This is a genomic window from Kitasatospora sp. NPDC048722, from assembly GCF_040650235.1.
GTDB lineage: Bacteria > Actinomycetota > Actinomycetes > Streptomycetales > Streptomycetaceae > Kitasatospora.
This window is the reverse complement of sequence record NZ_JBEZGX010000013.1, coordinates 83,455-103,306: the sequence shown is the minus strand read 5'-3', so window position 1 is coordinate 103,306 and position 19,852 is coordinate 83,455. Positions and strand designations below refer to the sequence as shown.

The 19,852-nt window shown below is 73.2% G+C and carries 17 protein-coding genes, 1 pseudogene and 1 riboswitch; of the genes and pseudogenes, 8 read left to right on the top strand and 10 right to left on the bottom strand.

All coding sequences use genetic code 11. From position 1 onward, the window contains the following. The first annotated feature begins 67 nt into the window (after positions 1-67). Together AB0C76_RS12750 and AB0C76_RS12745 are read left to right on the top strand one after the other, a co-directional pair. A complete protein-coding gene (locus AB0C76_RS12750) occupies positions 68-856 on the top strand; it encodes an SDR family NAD(P)-dependent oxidoreductase (RefSeq protein ID WP_359963732.1) in 789 nt (262 codons plus the stop codon). Further along, positions 853-1,920 carry an S-adenosylmethionine:tRNA ribosyltransferase-isomerase gene (locus tag AB0C76_RS12745; RefSeq protein ID WP_359963730.1) on the top strand — a complete coding sequence of 356 codons (1,068 nt, stop codon included), beginning with the start codon at positions 853-855 and terminating at the stop codon, positions 1,918-1,920. The genes AB0C76_RS12750 and AB0C76_RS12745 overlap by 4 nt, the downstream gene beginning before the upstream one ends. Before the next feature lie 33 nt (positions 1,921-1,953). Here AB0C76_RS12745 and AB0C76_RS12740 read toward each other — a convergent pair whose 3' ends face one another. Both AB0C76_RS12740 and AB0C76_RS12735 read right to left on the bottom strand, forming a co-directional pair. Then, positions 1,954-2,361 carry a nuclear transport factor 2 family protein gene (locus tag AB0C76_RS12740; RefSeq protein ID WP_359963728.1) on the bottom strand — a complete coding sequence of 136 codons (408 nt, stop codon included), beginning with the start codon at positions 2,359-2,361 and terminating at the stop codon, positions 1,954-1,956. A gap of 132 nt (positions 2,362-2,493) precedes the next feature. After that, positions 2,494-6,177 carry a SpoIIE family protein phosphatase gene (locus tag AB0C76_RS12735; protein WP_359963726.1) on the bottom strand — a complete coding sequence of 1,228 codons (3,684 nt, stop codon included), beginning with the start codon at positions 6,175-6,177 and terminating at the stop codon, positions 2,494-2,496. 271 nt (positions 6,178-6,448) lie between these two features. Between AB0C76_RS12735 and AB0C76_RS12730 the strand changes: the two genes are divergently transcribed. Further along, positions 6,449-6,979 carry a hypothetical protein gene (locus AB0C76_RS12730; protein WP_359963724.1) on the top strand — a complete coding sequence of 177 codons (531 nt, stop codon included), beginning with the start codon at positions 6,449-6,451 and terminating at the stop codon, positions 6,977-6,979. Between the two features lie 79 nt (positions 6,980-7,058). Then, positions 7,059-7,679, top strand: a pseudogene (locus AB0C76_RS12725) (IS5 family transposase); the annotation flags it as partial. A 657-nt stretch (positions 7,680-8,336) separates the two neighbouring features. Here AB0C76_RS12725 and AB0C76_RS12720 read toward each other — a convergent pair. After that, positions 8,337-9,797, bottom strand: coding sequence for an MFS transporter (locus AB0C76_RS12720; protein ID WP_359963723.1), 1,461 nt, complete (start codon positions 9,795-9,797; stop codon positions 8,337-8,339). A gap of 125 nt (positions 9,798-9,922) precedes the next feature. On the opposite strand from AB0C76_RS12720, the gene AB0C76_RS12715 reads away from it, so the two are divergent. Further along, positions 9,923-10,474, top strand: coding sequence for a helix-turn-helix domain-containing protein (locus tag AB0C76_RS12715; RefSeq protein WP_359963721.1), 552 nt, complete (start codon positions 9,923-9,925; stop codon positions 10,472-10,474). Between the two features lie 233 nt (positions 10,475-10,707). Beyond that, entirely contained in the window at positions 10,708-11,307 is a 600-nt protein-coding gene (locus tag AB0C76_RS12710; RefSeq protein ID WP_359963719.1) for a MepB family protein, read from the top strand. A 168-nt stretch (positions 11,308-11,475) separates the two neighbouring features. Here the strand turns inward: AB0C76_RS12710 and AB0C76_RS12705 are convergent, their stop codons facing one another. The 6 genes from AB0C76_RS12705 to AB0C76_RS12680 all read right to left on the bottom strand — a co-directional run bounded on the left by AB0C76_RS12705 (position 11,476) and on the right by AB0C76_RS12680 (position 17,738). Then, positions 11,476-12,690 carry an alpha/beta hydrolase gene (locus AB0C76_RS12705; protein WP_359963718.1) on the bottom strand — a complete coding sequence of 405 codons (1,215 nt, stop codon included), beginning with the start codon at positions 12,688-12,690 and terminating at the stop codon, positions 11,476-11,478. A 128-nt stretch (positions 12,691-12,818) separates the two neighbouring features. Next, the gene (locus AB0C76_RS12700; RefSeq protein ID WP_359963716.1) at positions 12,819-14,003 is read right to left on the bottom strand and encodes a thiolase family protein; all 1,185 of its coding nucleotides are present in this window, start codon (positions 14,001-14,003) and stop codon (positions 12,819-12,821) included. Between the two features lie 208 nt (positions 14,004-14,211). Next, positions 14,212-15,264, bottom strand: coding sequence for a serine hydrolase domain-containing protein (locus AB0C76_RS12695; protein ID WP_359963714.1), 1,053 nt, complete (start codon positions 15,262-15,264; stop codon positions 14,212-14,214). A gap of 227 nt (positions 15,265-15,491) precedes the next feature. Next, positions 15,492-16,361: a glycoside hydrolase family 19 protein gene (locus AB0C76_RS12690; protein ID WP_359963822.1), complete on the bottom strand. Its 870-nt coding sequence runs from the start codon at positions 16,359-16,361 to the stop codon at positions 15,492-15,494. 158 nt (positions 16,362-16,519) lie between these two features. Then, positions 16,520-16,933, bottom strand: a complete 414-nt coding sequence (locus AB0C76_RS12685; RefSeq protein WP_359963712.1) for an HIT family protein — start codon at positions 16,931-16,933, stop codon at positions 16,520-16,522. Between the two features lie 109 nt (positions 16,934-17,042). Then, complete coding sequence (locus AB0C76_RS12680) at positions 17,043-17,738, bottom strand: MSMEG_1061 family FMN-dependent PPOX-type flavoprotein (protein WP_359963710.1); 696 nt, start codon at positions 17,736-17,738, stop codon at positions 17,043-17,045. Positions 17,739-17,866: 128 nt separating this feature from the next. On the opposite strand from AB0C76_RS12680, the gene AB0C76_RS12675 reads away from it, so the two are divergent. Further along, the gene (locus AB0C76_RS12675; protein ID WP_359963708.1) at positions 17,867-18,181 is read left to right on the top strand and encodes an antibiotic biosynthesis monooxygenase family protein; all 315 of its coding nucleotides are present in this window, start codon (positions 17,867-17,869) and stop codon (positions 18,179-18,181) included. Positions 18,182-18,290: 109 nt separating this feature from the next. Here the strand turns inward: AB0C76_RS12675 and AB0C76_RS12670 are convergent, their stop codons facing one another. Continuing rightward, positions 18,291-18,536, bottom strand: coding sequence for an SCO4226 family nickel-binding protein (locus AB0C76_RS12670; RefSeq protein ID WP_359963706.1), 246 nt, complete (start codon positions 18,534-18,536; stop codon positions 18,291-18,293). Positions 18,537-18,775: 239 nt separating this feature from the next. Next, positions 18,776-18,903, top strand: a riboswitch (FMN riboswitch). Positions 18,904-19,113: 210 nt separating this feature from the next. On the opposite strand from AB0C76_RS12670, the gene AB0C76_RS12665 reads away from it, so the two are divergent. Next, on the top strand, positions 19,114-19,845 hold the full coding sequence (locus AB0C76_RS12665; RefSeq protein ID WP_359963704.1) for a riboflavin synthase: 732 nt from the start codon (positions 19,114-19,116) through the stop codon (positions 19,843-19,845). The last annotated feature ends 7 nt before the right edge of the window (positions 19,846-19,852 follow it).

The window sequence follows — 19,852 nt, the reverse complement described above, 5'->3', positions numbered from 1 at the left end:
TCGGACGACCGGGTCCCGGTCCCGGTGGCCGATCCGGGGCCCGGACGCCCGGGGCGATCGTGGGGGCATGAACGCAGCACAGCGCACCGCGCCCACCACTCCCACCACTCCCGCCCGCGTCGCCGTCGTCACCGGGGCCTCCCGGGGGCTCGGCCTGGCCCTCGCCGAGGCGCTCGCCGCCGACGGGTGGCAGCTGGTGATCACCGCCCGCGGCGCCGCAGGGCTCGCCGCCGCCGAGGCCCGGCTGGGCGCCGTCACCAGGGTCGTCGCGCTGCCCGGCACGCTCGTGGACGACGACCACCGCACCCGCCTCGCCGAGGCCGCCGCCGGGCTCGGCGGCGCGAGCCTCCTGGTCAACAACGCCGGGACCCTCAACGGCACGGACGACGTCCGCGCCGAACCGCTGCCCCGGCTCGCCGACGCGCCGCTGCCCGAACTCCTGGAGACGTTCGAGGTCAACGCCCTCGCCCCGATCGCGCTCACCCAGCTCGTCCTGCCGCAGCTGCGCGCCCACGGCGGCGCGGTGCTGAACATCAGCTCCGACGCGGCCGTCGTGCCGTACGTCGGCTGGGGCGGCTACGGTGCGAGCAAGGCGGCGCTCGACCTCGCCACCGCCGTACTCGCCCGGGAGGAGCCGGAGTTGCGCGTCTGGGCGGTCGATCCCGGCAGCATGCGGACCTCGATGCTGCAGGCCGCGAGCCCCGGCGAGGACATCTCCGGCGAGCCGCTGCCGGAGGAGGTCGCCCCCGTCCTGCTCGGCCTGCTCAGGGACGGCGCGCCGTCCGGCCGGTACCGGGCGGCGGACCTCGCGGCGGACCGGGCGGCGGACCTCGCAGCGGTCCGAGGTGGGCGATGACCGTCCTCACGGAGCTCGGCCCCGGCTTCACCGTCCCGCCGGAACTCTCCGCCCCCGCACCGGCGGAGGCCCGCGGCCGGGCGCGCGACGGCGTCCGGATGCTGGTCGGCCGGCGCGAGCGCGACACCGCGGAGCACCACCGCTTCACCGACCTGCCCGAAGTGCTGCGCCCCGGCGACCTGCTGGTGGTCAACAACTCCGCGACGATCCCGGCGGCGCTGCCCGGCCGGCTGCCCGACGGAACGCCGGTCGCGCTGCACCTGTCCTCGGCCCAGCCGGACCGACGCGGGGCGTTCCTGGTGGAGTTGCGCCGCGTCGTGCCCGGGAGGGCCGCGGAGTACTACCCGCCCGAGGGCAGTCCGGCCCGCCCGGGGCTGCGGGTCGGCCTGCCGGCCGGCGGTGCCGCCGAGTTGACCACGCCGTTCACCGCCCGCCTCTGGTACGCCGAACTCGACCTCCCCGCAGCGCTGTTGCCGTACCTGTCGCGCCACGGCCGGGCGATCCGGTACGGCTACGTGGACCGCGACTGGCCGATGGAGGCCTACCGGACGGCGTTCGCCACCATCCCCGGCAGCAGTGAAATGCCCAGCGCCGCACGCCCGTTCACGGCGGAGGTGGTCGCCCGTCTGGCCGGCCGCGGGGTGCTGCTCGCGCCGATCACCCTGCACACCGGCGTCGCGTCCCCGGAGGCGCACGAGGCGCCGTACGCGGAGCGGTTCCACGTTCCGGCGGCGACCGCCCGCCTGGTGGGCCACGTCCGGGCGGGCGGCGGCCGGGTGATCGCCGTCGGCACCACCGCGGTGCGGGCGCTGGAGTCCGCCGCCGGCTCGGACGGGGCGGTCCACGAGGCCGACGGCTGGACGGAGTTGGTGATCACCCCGGAGCGCGGGGTCCGTGCGGTCGACGGCCTCCTGACCGGCTGGCACGAGCCGCGAGCCTCCCACCTCAACCTGCTGGCCGCCGTCGCCGGCCTTCCGCTCCTGGCCCGCTGCTACCGCGAGGCCGTCCGGAACCGGTACCTCTGGCACGAGTTCGGTGACGTCAACCTCCTCCTGCCGGACTGAGAGTCGCTCCGTTCCGGCGATCCTGACGAACGGTCAGGCGAAGAGCGTCCGCGCGACGTGGTCGGTGTCGAGGTACTCGCGGACGGCGGTGATCAGTCCGTTCTCGACGGTGAACACGGCCGCGCAGTGGTTCTCGTACGCGCTGCCGTTCGCGGCCGTCCCCTTGGCGGTCCACTCGGCGACGGCCTTCGGGCCGTCCGCGAGGACCTGGGTGAGCGTCACCTCCAGTGGGGCGTCGGGGGCGAACAGGGTGCGCACTCCGCCGAGGAAGTCGCCGAGGATGGCGTCCTTGCCGCGCCAGACCCGCGACAGGGGCAGGGTGCCCGGGTACTCCCAGGTGGCGTCGTCGGCGAAGCAGGCGACGGCGGTGTCGAGGTCGCCCCCGGCGATCGCGGTGACGTAGGCGGTGACGACGGTGCGGGCGTCGAGCTGCTGGTTCACGGTGGCTCCTCTGCTGTCCTCCGGTGGGGCTGTCCCGCCGTGCCACCAGACAACCGCGCCGGCATCGCGCCGGGCCAACAACCGCGGTGCGGGGCCGACAACCGACCATTGTCGTCGCAGGCCGCACGCGGTTCAGGAGGTGCTCGTCGTGCCGGGCGGCAGCTCCAGCTCGAACCAGACCACCTTGCCGTCCCTGGTCCGCCGGGTGCCCCAGCGGTGGGCGAGTTCGTTGACGAGGTGCATGCCGCGCCCGCCCTCGTCTTCGGACCTGGCGTGCCGCATGCGCGGGGCCTCGCCCTCCCGGTCGGCGACCTCGACGGTGAGCATCCGGTTGCAGAACAGCCGCAGCTGGGTGGGGGATCCGGCGTGGATGAGGGCGTTGGTGATGAGTTCGCTGGTGAGCAGCTCGGCCCAGTCGGCGAGGGCGTCGAGCCCCCAGCCGGCGAGCGTCGTGCGGGTGAAGCGGCGGGAGTGCGCGACCATCGCGCGGTCGCCGGTGAGCGGCAGGGTCGCGATCCGGTCCGCGCCGACCGGGCGGACCTGGGCCATGATGACGGCGATGTCGTCCTCGGCGGTGCGGCCGGTGAGTTCGGCGAGGACGGCGTCGCAGGTCCGCTCCAGGGAGCGGCGCCGGTCGGCGATCGTGTGGCAGAGCAGTTGGATGCCCTCGTCGATGTCGTGGCCGCGGCGCTCGACGAGTCCGTCGGTGTAGAGCGCGAGGATGGCCTCCTCGGGGAGGGTGAACTCGACGTTCTCGAACGGGACTCCGCCGACGCCGAGCGGTGCGCCGGGCGGCAGGTCGACCGTCCGGGCCCGCCCGCCGCGGTCGGCGACGACCGGTGGCAGGTGCCCGGCACAGGCGGCGGTGCAGTGGCGGTCGACGGGGTCGTAGACGACGCACACGCAGGTCGCGAACTGCCCGTCCCCGAGCGCGGTGGTGGCCTCGTCGAGCCGGTGCAGGACGCGTGCCGGGTCGAGGTCCAGGGTGATCAACGTGCGTGCGACGGTGCGTAGTTGGCCCATGGTGGCGGCGGCCCGGATGCCGTGCCCCATGACGTCGCCGACGATCAGCGCGACCCGCCCGGAGGGCAGCGGCACGACGTCGAACCAGTCGCCGCCGACCTCGCTGACGACGCTGCTCGGCAGGTAGCGGTAGGCGATGTCCAGGCCGAGGGTGCGGTGGATCTCCTGGGGCAGCAGGCTGCGCTGGAGGGTGAGCGCGGTGTCCCGCTCGCGCCGGTAGAGCCGTCCGTTGTCGATCGCGAGGGCGGTCCGGGCGGCGAGCTCCTCGGCGAGCGACTGGTCGGCCGACCCGAACGGCACCGGGTTGGCGGTGCGGATGAACTCCGCTCCGCCGAGCACGAGTCCGCGCGCCACCAGCGGCACCATCAGGTACGAGTGAACCCCCGCCGCCAGCCCGGGCTCCACCCGGTCGGGCGAGGCGACGATCCGGCGCAGATCGTCCTCGGCGACCTCGGAGACGAGGATCGAGCGCCCGCTGCGCAGGCTCTCGGCGTACAGCGCGGCGGACTGCGACGTCTCGCCGATGGAGTCGGCCGCGCCGGTCATGGTCCCGGACGGGGCGGCCTCGCCGACCGCGACCGCCCGCATCAGCACCGATCCGTCCGTGGGGACGGGCCCGGGCTCCTCGCCGCTGAGCACCGCGTCGCGCAGGTCGACGGTGACGAAGTCGGCGAAGCGCGGGATCACGACCTCCACCAACTCCCGTGCGGTGCGGTGCAGGTCGAGCGTGGTGCCGATCCGGGTGCTGGCCTCGTTGAGCAGCGACAGCCGTTGCTGCGCGGCCCACGCCTCGTCGAGCGCGCGCTGGCGGGCCGCGGCGGCGTCGCGCTCGCGGGTGAACAGCAGCGCGTTGTCGATGGACACGGCCGCCCGCACCGCCAACTCCCCGGCCAGCGCCAGGTCGTCGTCCTCGTAGGGGCGCTCGACGAGGGTGCGGTAGAAACCCGCGACGCCGACCGGAGTGCCGCGCGCGATCAGCGGGACGACCATGAACGAACGGACGTTCTGCTCGCGCACCGCCGCCGTGCGCACCGGGTCGTCGGCGAACCAGGCCAGCCCCTCCGCGTCCATCCGCGGCACCAGCACGGGCTTGCGGTTCGCCAGCGACCAGGCGTACGGCGAGCTGGGCCGGAAACGCTGCACGCCGCCGGTCCGGTCGATCGGGCGCAGGGTGGAGCCGTGCACGGAGTGGAAGGCCATCCGGCGCAGGAGTGCGGAGCCGTCCGGGGAGGGGCGGGCCTCGCGCTCGCCGCGGACGAGGTCGTCCAGCACCTCGACGACCACCGTGTCGGCCAGCCTGGGTGTCGCTACTTCGGCCAACTCCTGTGCGGTGCGGTCGATTTCGAGCGTGGTGCCGATCCGGGCGGACGCCACGTTGACCAGCGCCAGACGCTCCTGCGCGGCCTTCGCCTCCCGCAGTGCCTGCTGGCGGGCGAGGACGGTCTGGTGCTGGCGCAGGTACAGCCGGGCGTTGTCGATCGCGACGGCGGCGCGCGAGGCCAGCTCGTCACCCAGCGTGATGTCCGCCTCGGCGAAGGACTCCCGGGCGCCGCGCCGCGAGTACACGATCATGCCGAGCGTCGTGCCGCGCGCCACGAGCGGGGTGATCCGCACCGAGCGCGGGCGTTCGCCGAGCGCGGCCTGGCGGCGGCTCTCGGTGATGCCCTCGCTGAGCAGCGGCAGCTCCCAGGAGGGCACGACGACCGTCCGGCCGGTGGCGAGCGCCCGCGCGTACGGGGAGTCGGGCGGGAGCTCGTACACCGTGTCGACGGGCAGCGCCTCCGCCGGGTACAGCGGATCGGTGGACGCGAGGGCCAGGCGGCGCACCAGCAGCGGGACGAGCCGGTCGGTCGGCTCGACGTTGCGTCCGGCGACCAGTGCCTCCAGGGCGAACACGCCGCTGATGTCGGCCACCCTCGGAACCATCGCGTCGGCCAGCTCGCGGGCGGTCTGCCGCAGGTCGAGCGTGGTGCCGATGGAGGCCGTCGCGTCGACGAGCAGGGCCAGCCGCTCCTGCGCGCGGGCCGCGCGGGCGTCGGCGTGGAACTGCTTGCTGATGTCGATGACCGTCGAACTGACCCCGAGCACCCGCCCGCCCGGCTCCTCCAGCCGGAAGTACGACGCGGACCAGGCGTGGTCGTGCTGCGGATCGCCCGGGGTGCGGCCGTGCGAGCGCGTGTCCACGACCGGCGTGCCCGTCTCCAGCACCCGGCGCATCAGCGCCTCCGCCTCGGCGCCGTTGATCCCGGGCAACAGCTCGGTCAGCCGGCGGCCGACGTGCGCCCCGACGGGCAGACCGTTGACCCTGGCCAGCGCCTCGTTGAGGCGGACGAACCGCAGATCGGCGTCGAAGACGCCCATGCCGACCGGGGACTGCGAGAAGAACCCGTCCAGGACCGCCAGGTCCGCCTGGATCCGGCGCAGCGTCGTGACGTCGGAGGCGACGGCCAGCACCAGCGGGCGCCCGCCGGGGCCGGCGATGGGATGGGTGCGGAACTCCAGGTTCACGGGATGCCCGTCCCGGTGCCGCACCGGGAACACCCCGGACCACGGCCGCCCGTCCAGGATCTGCTGGAACAGCTCCAGCACCTCGGGCCGCTTCTCGTCCGAGGTCAGCAACTGCGCGGCCTTCGCACCGACCGCCTCGGCGGCGGTGTAACCGAGCAGTGCCTCGGCGTCGCTGCTCCAGTGCAGGATCCGCCCGTCGGCCTCGATCAGCGCCGTCGCGATCGGGACCATCAGCAGGGCGTCCTGCCGCGGCTCCCCCGTGCGCGGCTCGTTCTCGTTCACCATGGCCAGAGAACCGTCCGGAGATCGCTTCCACCAGCCCTGCCATCTTCGCACGCGGCCCCCGGGGCCCGCTCACCGTGAGATCGGCAGCCGAGGTACCCCACCAGAACCCCGGCCTCCGGACCACGGCTCACCCGATGGGCCGGACCCACCCGCACCCCGGTCGTGATCCGGGCACAGGAAGTCGGTGCGACCGACTTCCCACGCGGCCGGCCCAGCCACCGAACGTCGATCCCGCGGACTCCTCACAACTCTCCGCGCACAGGAGTTCCACGTGACCGACTTCCTGTGCTGGCGCCGGCTGCTTCCTGCCGCAGGGTGCTGGTCATCGCTCGGCGGACCTGGCGTGCGGGCCGCGCCCGGCTTGGGCGGTGGCCCCGGCCGACGTCCCGCGTGGCTTGCCCGGCCACGGGAGGTCGATCCCGCCGACCTCCTGCGCGCCCGCTGCGCGGAAGTCGCCCTGGCCGGCTTCCTGCGTGACCTGCTCGTGCACGGGATCCGATCTCGCGGACTTGCGCTCTGGGTTTTCACGACTCCGCGCACACGAGAGCAGGTCGGTGTCGCGGGCTTGCTGTTCCGGCCCCCGACTTCTCCCGCCCACCAGCGACGGGAAGTCGACCGCGTCGACTTTCGACGCTGGCGGCTGCTCGCGTCTTTCGGTGCCGCTTGGCCGCGGGCCGCAGGCCTGCCCGACGCCGAGGCACTGGAAGTCGGGCAGGTCGACCTTTTCGGTCCGTTCTTCCCGATGCGATTCGGGTGCGGAAGGCCGCCCCGCTCGGTTTCGTGCTCCGGTTTGGGCGGGTGAGGGCGCCAGAAGTCGGGTGGGCCGACTTTCGGCGCGGGCGCGGGATGGGGGAGCCTGGCGCGATGTCCCGGCCGAGACCGTGGGCTTCTCCGGAGTGACGGCCGGCCTGGCTCCGGCTGCGGGACTGGACCGAGGCCGGCGTCTGGCCCCGTCTGCACGCCGCCTTGCTGGCCGAACTACGCCGCGCTGACCTGCTGGACCTGGACGACTGCGCGGTGGACGGGTCGCATGTCCGGGCCCTGAAAGGGGGGGATCACGTTGGCCCCTCGCCCGTCGACCGCGCCCGCCCTGGCTCCAAACACCATCTGATCGTCGACCGCCACGGCACCCCGCTCGCCGCCACGCTCACCGGCGGGAACCGACAGGACCTCACCCAGTTGCTGCCGCTGCTGGACGCAGTCCCAGCGATTTGCGGCCTGCGAGGACGCCCCCGCCGCAGCCTCGGCGCCTGTACGCCGATCGGGGCCACGACTTCGACGAGTACCGCCGCCTGCTGTGGAAGCGCGGCATCAAGCCGATGATCGCCCGGCGCGGCGTCGCACACGGGTCCGGACCGGGCAAGGTCCGCTGGGTCGTCGAGCGCGCCTTCGCCTGGCTCCACCGGTTCAAACGCCTCCGCATCCGCTACGAACGCCGAGCCGACCTCCACCAAGGGCTGCTCGAACTCGCCTGCAGCATCATCTGCTTGCGTCGACTCCGCAAAGGTCTCCCTGAAGCGATCAGCCCGGCCGTACCGAACTCGCGAGGAGCCCCAGAACAGAGAACTCGGCGGCCAGGAACTCAGCCTCGGCCGGCGTGACCCGCAGGCCCGGGCCAAGTAGGTCGCGCAGCATTCCGGCGGTCTCGGCGACCGTCCCACCGTAGGTCCGGCGGAGGATACGAAGGACATGGACCCGGGCGGGTTGCTCGGCGACAACCCTCAGCACAGCACCTCCCGTGGCCTGCAGGACAGCATCCCGCAGCCATGCCGGCCCTATTCCCTCAGAGTCCTCGTCCGGGCACTCGGAGCAAACCCGGCTGTCACTCCAGTAGAACCGCCCGTCCCGGACGACCTGCTCGGGCACGCTCGCGGAGGGGCGTCCGCAGTACCGGCAACAGCCTGGATCGACCCTACTCATGCCGGGTACCCGTAGGCGTGACGGCGCAGGGCCTGGGGAGAGTCGGGTCCAACGTCACGACTGTCGCGTCAAGACCTGGGTTTACGGTCACCGCCGCAGTCTGACGGACCAGCCCAGGCAGTCGCCACCCGTTTGCCGAGGCTGCCGATCAGCTCGACATTCTGAAACGATCAGTTATTGCTCCGGTTGGGGGCCGGCGGGAGCGCTGGGAGTCGGGTGGGGCGACTTTCCGGGTGCCCTCAACCGGTCGAGACTCGCTCCCGTGTCGGGGCCACCGCCTCCTCCGCGGCCCCCGTCCTGCGGGATTCGGCGGCGCGGGAGGCGAGGGCCAGCAAGGCTCCGGCGAAGCACAGTGCGGCCGCCACCACGACGGCTCGGTCGGTGCCCGCCGCCAGGGCGCGGGCTGCCGCCTCGTGGCCCGGGGCGGTCGGGTGGGCGGAGGCGGCCACGGCCACCGTGACCGCCACGCCCAGGGCCGAACCCACGTACCGGGATGTGTTGTTGGCGCCGGAGCCCATGGCCGCCCGGTGGGCCGGGACGCTGCTCACCGCGAGCCGGGCGAGGGCGGCGTTCAGCACGCCGCTGCCGACGCCCGCGACCGCGAGCCCGGGTGCCAGCCGCACCCAGGTGGAGTCCGGGCCCAGCCCGTACAGGCCGGCCTCGCCGATGCCGCAGATCAGCAGCCCGACCGCGACCTGCGTGGTCGCCGCGAGGTGGGCCGCGAGCCGTCGGGCCTGGAGGGCGGCGAGGACCGAGAGGCCCGACCAGATGGCCAGCACCCCGCCGACCGCCAGTCCGGAGAGCCCGAGGACGCCCTGGAGCAGGGTGGGCAGGTAGCTCATGAAGCCGACCATCGACAGCCCGGTGAACATCGCTCCGCCGGTGGCCGCGATGAAGCCGGGGCTGCGGAACAGTGAGAGGTCCAGCATCGGCTCCCGGACCTTGGCCTCCACCAGGGAGAACAGTGCGAGCAGCAGCACCCCGAGCGCGAGCAGCACCAGGACCGTGGGTCGACCCCAGCCCGTGCGGCCCTCGGCCAGTCCGGCGATCAGGAAGGTCGTTCCGGCGGCGAGCGTGAGGACGCCCCAGGGGTCGAGCGGGCGGGGCCGGTCGGCCCGTGACTCGGTGAGGACGGCCGAGGCGAGGGACGCGAGCGCCCCGGACACGACGGCGAGCCCGCCGCCGACCGCCCGCCACCCGGCCCACTGCGCGACCAGCGCGCCGTAGACCGGGCCGATCGCGATGCCCAGGCCGACCGCCGCGCCCCACACGCCGAGCGCCCTGATCCGGGCCGGTCCGGCCGGGAACGCGTGGCTGATCAGCCCGAGCGCGGGCGCCAGGATCGCCGCCGAACCGGCGCCGAGCAGCACCCGGGCGGTGAGGTAGGTGGCGCCGCCGGGAGCGAGGGCGGCGAGTGCCTCGGAGGCGGCGAACAGCAGCACGCCGAAGGTGAAGACGCGCTTGCGGCCGTGGTCGTCGGCCGCGCTGCCGGCGGTGAGCAGGAGGGCCGAGATGCCGACCAGGGTGCCGGTGAGGATCCAGGTGCGGCCGGTGGCCCCGAGGTGGGCCGCCTCGGCGGTGGCGGCGAGCGAGGCGGTGGGCGCGGTGTAGGCGACGGTGACCAACGCGGTGGCGACCGCGGTGGTGAACAGGGTGGCGCCGGGCCGGGCGGGCACGGAGCCGGTCGGTGCGGGGGACATCGGTGTTCCCTCCGGGAGCGGCAGTGGTCCGGTGAGTCTGATGAATGAACCTGCTTTCGGGCGGCACGCTACCACCAAGAGTCTGTTGATTGAACCCACTGGGCGCCTGGACTACGCTGACCGCCATGGCGCTCGGAACCGACTACGAACTGCAGGACTGCGCACTCGCCCGCGCTCTGGAGGTGGTCGGCGAGCGCTGGAGCCTCCTGATCGTGCGCGACGCCTTCTACGGCGTGCAGCGCTTCAACGACTTCCTCACCCACCTCGGCATCCCGCGGGCCGTCCTCACCGCCCGCCTCAACGCGCTGGTCGCCGCCGGCGTCCTGCGCAAGGAGCCGTACCAGTACGCGCCGCTGCGCCACGGTTACCTGCTCACCGAGGCCGGACTCGAACTGTGGGCGCCGCTCTACCTGTTGAGCCGCTGGGGCGGCCGGCACGCCACCCCGGACGGTCCGCGCCACCTCTTCGCGCACGCCGCCTGCGGCACGGACCTCGACCGCGCGGGCGCGTGCCCGCGGTGCGGTCGGTTCGTCCCGCCCGGCGAGGTCGTGATCCGGCCCAACCCCGGTCGCGGGGGCGCCCCGCGCACCGACCCGGTCTCGCTCGCGCTGGCCGGACCGCACCGGCTGCTCGAACCGCTCGCCTCGGCCGCCCCCTCGACGAGTCACTCCGCATGATCACTGGTCGTGGGCGGTCGGGGACCGTGGTCCGTGTCCGTCGCCAGTAGCCGGAGCACCTGCGTGACCAGCAGCAGTGCGGCCCTCGGCCGCCTCCAGGTTGCTCGTCGCACAACGATCTCGGGTGCCCTGCCCGCGTTCCCGGACATGCCGTCAGCGTTCCGGTCACTTCGACGAGAGCGATGCCCCCGGCCAAGCCGACGGCGTCAAACCACCCGTGACAGAGTGGGCACATGACCACGGACCGCGAGAACTCAGCCGATCTCCGCCCGGAACCCTGGCTGGGCACCGCCCCGGCTCATGGAGATCTCGTCGCGGCGAAGGCGCTCGTCTACGACCGCTGCGGATTCGCCTGCTCGCAGCCAGTCCCCGAAGCCGAGAGTGCCGAGTACGCTGCCTGCGAGTTCACCCTCGACGGCCTCGTCGTCCGGTTTCGCGCCGCCAAGACGACCCCCACCAAGGCCGGCCAGTTCGTCACTGTCTGGAAGAGGTCCCCGGCCGGGCCCATCCAGCCCTTCGATGCCGCGGACCCCGTCGACCTCTTCGTCATCAGCACCCGCGACGATCGGAACTTCGGCCAGTTCGTCTTTCCCGTCGAGGCGCTCCGCCGGCACGGCGTCGTGTCGACAAACGGTTCAGGTGGGAAACGAGCCTTTCGCATCTACCCGCCCTGGGTGAACCCCGGCAATCGCCAGGCCGGCACTACGCAGGCGTGGCAGGCGGGCTTCTTCCTGCACCTGCACCGGGACGGGCCCGTCGACCTGGCCCGCGCCCAAGAGCTCTACCACCCGCAGGACAGTGCTGGCATCGGCCGGCCGTCACGCCACCACTGACGCCTACGGCCACCGATCATTCGCAAGGGACTCGTCCGGCTCGCCGGCCGTTCCCGGGCCCGGCCGCCTCCTGGCCCGCCCGCCTCCTGGCCCGACCGCCCGGGCGCGGGAACGCCGACGAGGCCGCCGGCGCCATGCCGACGGCCTCGCGACGCTCGCGGCCAACACCTACGGGTGGAAGCCGACTTCAGGGTTCTCCGCCGTGGGCCCGTCGAGGATCGGCTGGTCGACGCCCTTCAGCTGCAGGTCGAAGAAGGCTGCCACGTACTCGCGCGTGAGCGAGAGCGCGCGCTGGGCGGGGATCGTCCGGCCGGCGTCGGGGAGGCCGAGTGCGTCGAGGAACAGCGGGAAGTCGGTGAACGAGGGGTGGTTGGTGCCCGCGACGGTCAGCCAGCGCTTCCAGCCGTCGAGGTTGGGCCAGCTCTCGGTCCAGCTGGTGTCCTCCTCGCCGTCCGGCAGGGGGTGGCCGATCATCATGAACGGCTTGCCGCCGATGCCGGAGGCGGGCACGGTGACGTCCATGCTGCCGTCCAGGTCCACGCCGGCCTGGATCCGGTCGTCGGTGAGCAGGGCCGGGACGGTCGCCGCACCACCGGCGGAGTGGCCGGCCATGCCGATGTGGTCGGGGTCGATCATGCGTGAGTAGCGCCAGGCCGGGTGGGGGTGGGCGGTCAGCTGGTCGAGGACGAAGGAGGTGTCCTTGGCCCGGCTGCGGTCCAGGCCCGCCCAGGCGTCCGGGGTCCTCAGCCGGCCGCACATGATGCAGGGGAGCGTCTGCCCGTCGGGGAAGGTCGTCCCGGTGTTCTCGTAGGTGTGGTCGATCAGGGCGACGACGTAGCCGCGGCTGGACAGGTCCTCGGCGAGGCTGGTCAGCGAGGTGCGCGGCATGGTGAAGCCGGGCGAGAGGAGGACCAGCGGGTACCGGCCGGGCGCTGGGCGGGCGTCGGACTCGGCCCAGGTCCGGGTGGCGGTGATCGCCTCGGTCGGGATGGTGTTGCCCGGCAGCTTCGCGTCCAGCAGCATCCGCGCGGCCTCCGGCGTCATGTACGGGGCCGGGCCGCCGGCGCCCGCCTTGGCGGGGTAGTACATCGACACCATCAGCTGGCGCGGACCCGACGACGGCACCCACGGGTCGGGCCGGTTCTGGTCGACGAGGTGCAGGATCTCCCGCCCGACCGCGTAGGGCCCGGTCGGGCGCGGGAGTTCGACGTGGACCGCGGCCGGCGCGGTGGCCTGGGTGCCCGGGGTGCCCGGGGTGCCGGGAGAGGCGGCCGCGGCGGCCGGGGGCGGGGCAGCGGCCAGCGCGGGTGCGGCGACGACGACGGACAGCGGCAGGGCGAGCAGCAGGGCCGCCGCCGCGGCAGTGCGACGAATTCCGGTCATGCGAGGACCGTATGTGCCACACACCGGAGTTGACGTCGCCTCAGCGATGTAGGGATTCCGCCGGAGGGTACGACGACCGTCGACACACGGCCCCTACGGGCACCCCTAGGGGTGCACCGGCCCCGCCGTCAGGCGACCGACTCCAGGATCGTCGCGTTCGCCAGGCCGCCCGCCTCGCACATCGTCTGCAGCGCGTACCGTGCGCCGCGCCGGCGCATCTCGTGGACAAGCGTGGTCATCAGGCGGGTGCCGCTCGCGCCCAGTGGGTGGCCGAGGGCGATCGCGCCGCCGTTGACGTTGAGCCGGGCCGGGTCGGCGCCGGTCTCCCGGAGCCAGGCCAGGACGACGCTCGCGAAGGCCTCGTTCACCTCGAACAGGTCGATGTCGGCGAGCGAGAGCCCGGAGCGGCGCAGCACCTTGTCGGTGGCGGGCAGCACGCCGGTGAGCATCAGCAGCGGGTCCGAGCCGGTGACCGCGAAGGAGTGCAGCCGAGCCAGCGGGCGCAGGCCGAGCCGGGCGGCGGTCTCGCTGCTCGTGATCAGGACCGCGGAGGCGCCGTCGTTGATCGGGCTGCTGTTACCCGCTGTCACCGACCACGAGATCTGCGGGAAGCGCTCTGCGTAGCCCGGGTCCTCGAAGGCCGGGCGGAGTCCGGCGAGCACCTCGGGCGTGGTGCCCGGCCGCACCGACTCGTCCTTGGTCACGAGCCCGTTCGGCGTGGGGACCGGCGCGAGTTCGGCCGCGAACAGGCCGTCCGCGTGGGCCCGTGCCGCCTTCGCGTGCGAGCCGGCGGCGAAGGCGTCCATCTCCTCGCGCGAGATCGACCACTTCGCGGCGATCAGCTCGGCGCTGACGCCCTGCGGGACCAGCCCGCCCGGGTAGCGGGCGGCGACGGACGCGCCGAACGGATCGGCGCCGGGCGGCACGTTGGACCACATCGGCACGCGGCTCATCGACTCGATCCCGCAGGCGACCACGATGTCGTAGGAGCCCGCGATCACGCCCTGCGCGGCGAAGTGCACCGCCTGCTGGGAGGAACCGCACTGCCGGTCGACCGTGGTCGCCGGGACGGAGTCCGGGAACCCGGCCGCGAGCCACGCGTAGCGGGTGGTGTTCATCGCCTGCTCGGCGACCTGGTCGACGCAGCCGCCGATCACGTCGTCCACCAGGGCGGGGTCGATGCCGCTGCGCCCGATCAGGGCCTGGAGCGTGTGCGCGAGCAGCTCGACCGGGTGGACGCCGGCCAGCGAGCCTCCCGGCTTGCCCTTGCCGACGGGGGTGCGGACGGCTTCGACGATCACGGCGTCAGGCATGACGGCCGCCCTTCTTGGGTGATGTGGCGCCAGAGGATGGTTGGAAAAGCGAACTCACTATAGGTCGAGTGAGTTCGATAATCCAACCCTCTGGGCGCGTCTCGTCGGCCAGGGGCTGCCTCCGTCCTTGTCGCACCTCCTCGATGAACTCCGCCGCCATCCGGGCCGGCCGCACCACCGCCGCTCCGCTTCCGGCTCCCCGCGCCGACTACGCCGCCGCCCCGAACTCGTTCTGCAGCCGCCGCAGCAGCGCCGTCCCCGCCGAATCGGCCGACCGCCCGCTGTTGACCAGGACGACCACCCCCACCTGCTTCTCCGGATCGAAGGCGACGAAGGAGCGGAACCCACCCGTGCCGCCGTTGTGCCAGATCTGGAGGTGGCCGCCCTGCTGGGTGTGCAGGCGGTGGCCGAGCCACCCCAGGTGCATCCAGGCGAACGGGTTGACGCGGTGCCGCACCTCCCTGGTGAGCGTGATCGCGGGCGCCAGCGGCCCGTCCGGCTCACGGCCGGCGGCCAGCTGGGCCCGCAGGAGTATCGAGAGGTCGGCGGCGGTCGAGCGGAGCGCCCCCATGCCTCCCAGATCGGCGAGGTCCCAGTACGGCACCGGCCGTGCGGCCGCCGAGTGCCCCCGGGCGAGCCGGTCGGACCGCTCCTCGCCGGGCGTCACGACGGTGTCCCCGAGCCCGAGCGGCGCGCAGACCTCCCGGCGCACCAGCTCCTCGTAGCCGACCCCGGCCCGCTCGGCCAGCGCGAGACCGAGCAGCCCGGCGCCGAGGTTGGAGTAGCGGAAGCTGCGCCCGGGCGCCGCCCGCAGCTTGGTGCGGCCGAGCCCGGCGAGGACGCGCTCCGCCGTGCAGTGCGCGTACGGATCGGACCGGCGCGAGGTGAACAGACTGGCCACCAGGACGCCCCGGGGCAGGCGGGGGAGCCCCGAGGTGTGCGTGGCGAGGTCCTTCAGGGTGATCTCCCGCCCGCCCCGGACGGGGAGCGCGGTGCCGCCGGGGAGCAGTGCGGCGACCGGCTCCTCCAGCGTGGTGGAGCCGGCGAGCACCAGTCGGGCGAGCGCGAGCGAGGTGAACACCTTGGTGACGGAACCGATTTCGAACAGCGTGCGCGGTCCGGGCGCGCCGCCGCCCGGACCGGTGCGCCCGGCTCCGTGGATCTCCACGGAGCCGCCGGCCAGCCCGGCGACCACCGCGCCGACGTGCTGGCCCGCGAGCCGGTCGGCGGTCCGTTGGACGATGCAGGCGAGTTCGTTCATGACTGTGAGCCTAGGTCCGCCCACCTGCCGGTTCGTCAGCCCTCATGGTGATCTGCGCCGCCTCCTCGTGCGCCCGGAGGAGTACGTCCCGTTGCGCTCGGCGGAGTACGGGCTGAGCGCGGGATGAGCACGGGCGAAGCGCGGGCGGGGCGCGTCCGCATCCGCACGTGCTCCCGGGCCCGGCGGGGCGGTCGGTCCGGGTGGGGCGGCCGGTTCCCGCGGGTGCGTCAGCAGGTCAGGTTCGACCCCGGATCCACGCCGAGAAGCCGCGCGAAGCCCTGGTAGAGGCTGACCCGGTGCTGCATCTGCGCCGGGTTGTTGCCGTTGCACTCCAGCGTGCCGTTGATGCTGCGGATCGTCTCGCCGAAGCCGGCGCCGTTGACCATCGCGTCGTGCGCGGTCATGGTGCCCGGCCCGTTCTGGGTGTTCCAGTACCAGAGGCCGGTCTTCCAGGCGACGGCCGGATCGGTCTCCACCAGGCGCGGGTCGTCCAGCAGGTCGATGCCCAGCGAGTCCCCGGCGGCCTTGTAGTTGAAGTTCCAGCTGAGCTGGATCGGTCCGCGACCGTAGTACGCGGCCTGCCCGGCCGGGCACCCGTACGGCTGCGAAGCGTCGCAGTAGTGCGGGTAGTTGGCGGTGTTCTGCTCGACGACGTAGACCAGTCCGCCGGTCTCGTGACTGACGTCGGCGAGGAACGCCGCGGCCTCCTGCCGGCGGACGGTGTCGCTGCCGGTGGTGGTGAAGCCGGGGTAGGCGGGGAGCGCGTCGAGGAGGCCCTGGTAGGTGTAGAAGGGGTTCCGGTTCGGGAACATCTGCTCGAACTGGGCCTGGCTGACCGGGAATCCGCCCGGACCGGGCTGGGTGGGGGTCGGCGACGGGTCCCCGGAGCCGCCGCAGGGGCCCCGGTCGGACCAGACGCCGGAACCGCCGGTGCTGGGCGGCTCGTTCTGCGTCCACCACTTGGCGCTCCAGTTGTGGCCGCCGTACGAGACGGCGGCTCCTCCGGTGTACACGGCCGAGGAGCTCCACGGCGTGCCGCAGGTGGCGGCGCCGGCGCCGGCCGGGAAGAGCAGGAGGACGGCGAGCGCCGTCGCCATGGCGGAGAGCAGCGCGCATGCGCGTTTGACTGACACGTCATCACCCTCGGTGCAGTGGGGGAGTTGTGGGGGTGATGACGACTGAACCGCTATGGTCTATACCTGTCAAGGGGTTTGGTCAAAGGCGCTTACGAAGTCCGAGAGGGCCCCGCCCCGCCCTATCGCGTCAGTGCGGCCCGCAGCCGCGCCGCGACCTCGGCCGCCGCCGCCTCGTCCGGGTACGTCCCGCGCGGCCAGAAGAAGCCACGCAGCCCGTCCTTCGGATTGCGCGGCACCACGTGGACGTGCAGGTGCGGCACCGACTGGCTGATGCGGTTGTTCGCCGCGACGAAGCTCCCGGCCGCGCCCAGCCCGCGCTCCATCGCGGCGGCCACCCGCTGGACCTGCAGGAAGAACGGCCCCACGTCGGCCGCCGGTAGGTCGGCGAGGGTGCGGTGGTGGGTGCGCGGGACGACGAGGACGTGCCCGGGGAAGAGCGGTCGGCGGTCCAGGAAGGCCACCGCCGCCCCGTCGTCCAGCACCCGGTGCGCGGGCTCGGTGCCGGCGACGACCGCACAGAAGACGCAGTCCATCCGCCCATTCAAGCCGCCTCCCGGGACCCGGGCACCTCCACCGCGCGAACGGCCGCGGACGGCCGCAGGCTGCTGCGGACCGGACACGGCCAGGCAGGCCCCGGGGCCCCTACTCGTACCGGTACAGCAGCGCGTCCCGCTCGTCCTGCTCGATCATCTCGATGGTCAGCGCGTCGTCCCGCAGGTGCGAGAGCGTGACCGCCGCCGAGCTCGGCTGCGCGTCCTTGGCGAGCCAGTTCTCCGGCTTCCACGCCGAGCCCCGCAGGAACGACTTGGGGCAGTGCGCGTACACCTCTTCGACGCCCACCACGATCGCGCTGCGCGGCGGCTTGCCGACGGCCGTCAGCTGGCGCAGCAGCTCCGGGTCGGTGGACACGCAGGCCCGACCGTTGACGCGCAGGGTGGTGTCCCGTCCGGGGACGACGAAGAGCAGCCCGACCCGGCCGTTCTCCAGGATGTTGTGCAGGGTGTCCAAGCGCTTGTTGCCGGTGGCGTCCGGTATGGCCAGCGTGTACTCGTCGAGCACCGAGACGAGCCCGGCCGGCCCGCCGCGGGGCGAGACGTCGCAGCGGCCCTCGGCGTCGGAGCTGGCCACGAAGACCATCGACGAGCAGGCGATCAGCTGCCGCGCGACCTCGTGCAGCCGGTTCACCTGCTTCCGGCGCGCCCGTTCGCCCGGCTGTTCGTAGACCTCGCGCAGCTGCTCGGGGGTGCGCAGGGAACCGGCGTCGAGCGCGGCGAAGAGGCCGTGCGGCCCGTCCTGCACGGCGGTTGACGGAAGGGAAGTTTCCGATGTGCTGGTCATACCGGCGAATCTAGCCGAGCAGGTCAAGACACCTGCCGGGGAGAATCCGCTCCCACCCCTCCTCACCAGCGCTTTTCTGCCGATTCCGCTGATAATGGGGCCAAGGACTTCCGCGGGAGGTGGTGGTCGTGATCGTCAGGATCTGGGCCGGGCAGGTCATGGCCGGGCGCGTCGAGGAATTCTGCACGCTGCTCACGACGAAGGTGATCCCGCAGCTCGGCAGCATCGACGGCTGCCTGGGCGGCGAGCTGCTGCGCTCGGTGACCGACGACGGGCACCAGGTGCTCGTGGTCAGCCGGTGGCGCGACGAGGAGGCCCTGCGCGGGTACGCCGGGCCGATGTGGCGGATCCGGCCGGTCTGGTCCGAGGGGGAGCTGAGCTACCTCGCGCACCCGCCCGTGGTCAGCCACTTCATGCCGATCGCCGCACCGGCCACGCTCTGAGGCGCGCCGGGCGCCGAGGCCCGTCGCGCTTTGAAGCCCGGCGATGGAGCGCGCCGCGCTCCGGGGCCCGCACGCTCCGAAGCCCGGCGCGCTCCGAGGCCCGGCGACTTCAGATGTGCAGCGGCACCGGGTGGATCTCGTCCGCCGGGTGGCCCGTGCGCGTGTGGACGCGCTGCACGGCCTCCTTGGACGGCGCGTCGGAGAGGCAGTAGACCGTGCCCGATTCGGGGTCGGCCCACGCCTGCTCGAACCGCACGCCCTCGTCGCCCTGGGCCGCCAGGTCGGCGTCGTGGGCCGCCTTGAGCTGGTCGCCGGTGATCCCGGCCATCCCGTGGTGGACGTCCATGAACTTCATCGTTCTCGCCTCCACAGCTCCGTACCCCGGAGCCTTCTCACCTTCCGTGCACACCCCCGTCATCACCAGCCTGCGCCCCCATCCCGCCGACCACCACCGCGCGGCCGCGCGCCCACGGTCGCCCCGCGACCGCGAGCACGCCGCGCATTCCCCGCCCCCACGTGAAACAGCCCACAGCGAAAGCCTCTCGCTGGCCTTGCACGCGCCGTGGCACAATGACCGCAACAGCAGTGACGTTCAGCGCACTCCGGGGTCGGTGAAAATCCGAACCGGCGGTTACAGTCCGCGACCCGTCCGCAGCCAGCGGCCGGTTGACCAGGTGAAATTCCTGGACCGACGGTTAAAGTCCGGATGGGAGGCGTGCGCGGGCGGACGAAGAGCAGTACCCGTGGCCCCCCGGTGGTCCGCGGGAAGGTGGACGGCGGGAGCGCACGCGCTTCCGTGCCGGGCGAGCGATCTCCCGGCTGCCGCGGTACCCCGGAGACGGGCGTGCCATCGGCCCCGTGCACCGGTGCCCGTCCGTGTCATCTCCCCCTGCCGCCCCGGAGTCCGCGCCCCAAGCGCGAGGAGAACCCGGGTGTTCACCGGCATCATCGAAGAGCTCGGCGAGGTCGTGTCGATCGAGGAGATCGGCGACTCCTCGCGAATCCGCCTGCGCGGCCCGGTGGTCTGTTCCGGTGCGCGTCACGGCGACTCGATCGCGGTCAACGGCGTGTGCCTGACGGTGGTCGACACCCCCGAGCAACTGGCGGCCGGCACCGGAGAGTTCAGCGCCGACGTGATGGCGGAGACGCTGCACCGCTCCAGCCTGGGCGAGCTCGCACCGGGCTCGCCGGTCAACCTGGAGCGCGCCATGGCGCTCGGCGACCGGCTCGGCGGACACCTCGTCCAGGGGCACGTCGACGCGACCGGCAGGCTGCTGGCCCGCGAGCCCGGCGAGCGCGACGCGGCCGGTGAACTCCGCTGGGAGGTCCTGCGGTTCAGCCTCCCGGAGACCATCTCCCGCTACCTGGTGGAGAAGGGCTCGATCACCGTCGACGGCGTGAGCCTCACCGTGGTCGAGGCCGCCCGCGACAGCTTCACCGTCAGCCTGATCCCCGCCACCCTCGCGCTGACCACGCTCGGCGCGAAGAGCGTCGGCGCGAGCGTCAACCTGGAGGTGGACGTTCTCGCCAAGTACGTGGAGCGGCTGCTGGAGTCCCGCACCCTGCCGAACCTTCCCGACCTTCCCAACCTGCCGAACCTGCCCGACCCGCAGGTCCTGAACGACCTCGACACCGCGAACAAGACCACGGGGGAATCCAAGTGAGCTGGCT